Annotated in this window: 1 pseudogene; it reads right to left on the bottom strand. The window is 35.5% G+C overall.

What is annotated here, in order from left to right:
- Positions 1 to 1,370, bottom strand: a pseudogene (locus QI30_RS20125) (Eco57I restriction-modification methylase domain-containing protein); the annotation flags it as partial.

The following is a 1,370-nucleotide window of genomic DNA, read 5'->3' as shown; positions in this document are numbered from 1 at the left end:
ATTGGATACACTGGCTCTAAATTCATTTACTCGTTGACGATAGATGTTGTAACAAGCTAATAATGGATATAAACCGGATTTTGAATTGATTTCTAAAACCTTGCTATCACTATTCATTAAAGAGTTTTTAGTAATGTTTGGCTTAGTATAGAGTCTTGTGTTTTCTCCATCGTGAAGGGCATATTCAAATTTTTCATCAAAAAATGATTCACCACCGAGTGTCTCGATTAAATGACGGTTGACAACTTTCCATGGTGTTAAAACAGTCTCTTTATCAGGGTTTTTAAAGGTAGCGAAAATATCTGCAATTTTCATTACACGTTCTTTTACGGAACTGCTCTTATCCGCTGCTTTTGCTTTACGACGAATTTTTAAACCCGCTTCTACAAATACTTCAGCATCGTAATATTTGCTGAATTTTTTAAATAACTCTTTTGTCACACCAGGAGGCATAAATTCATTCCATGATTTTTCATCAACTAAATTCACAAAATTACGCAATGTGATTTCTTTATCGGCATCAATATTTGCACCAAAAATCATCATCGGGATACGAATACTGATACCTCGTAAGATACTAATCATTGTTTTCTTCTGCTTTTTTAGTTCATTTAATTTATCAATTGCCTCTTGTTCTTCAGGTGTGCGTTGTTTTGGTTTCTTTTTTTCAGCATCTAAAGCTTTTTGCCACTCTTCATCATCAAATCCTTGATTATTAATCGTCACATCTAAAGGTTTCTTTTCTTGTTTGGATGTACCAATAATTGCTTTCAAGTCATTGAAGTCTTGAATATCAGCTTCGTTAAGACGTAGTAACTCGTCTGTATAAAGATTAGTATCATCAAAGCCCGTTGAAACAACTTTATCGACCGCAGCTCTCTTCAGTTGGCGTAACATGTGTTCAACATCAATAGCATTCATTTTGCTATTATCGTTGCTGATAACAGAACAATAGTTTAAGAACGTAGCCATGGCAGCCTTTTGATCCGGCGAATTTAAACTACCGGCCTTTGTATTTAACTGTGCAGCTTGAGCCACCATTTTTAAGGTTCTATCAGGTGCGAAGTCGAAGACATAGCATTCTGTTTTAATTTGTCCACCAATATTAGCAGGTGTTTGTACACGGAAAGCTGTTTGTAGATAAGTAGATGGCGATGTTGTGTTAGACAGCATCATCACACCAGTCCAAGCTGGTACACTTACACCAGTTGTTAGTTTGCCGCATGTAATAGTGATTGTATAAGCGTTCTCTGGATCGTCTCCAATAGCTTTCTTTACTTTCTCTAAAGCTTCTATATTTTCTGAATCATTATCTCCTGAACCAGCAACGTTAATAATATCAAATTGGCTAAATACATCATGTTCTTTCA

It is taken from the genome of Candidatus Kurthia intestinigallinarum (assembly GCF_003991225.1).
In the GTDB taxonomy this organism is placed as follows: domain Bacteria; phylum Bacillota; class Bacilli; order Bacillales_A; family Planococcaceae; genus Kurthia; species Kurthia populi.
Note: the sequence above shows the minus strand (reverse complement) of the source record. Positions and strands in the feature narration are given on the sequence as shown.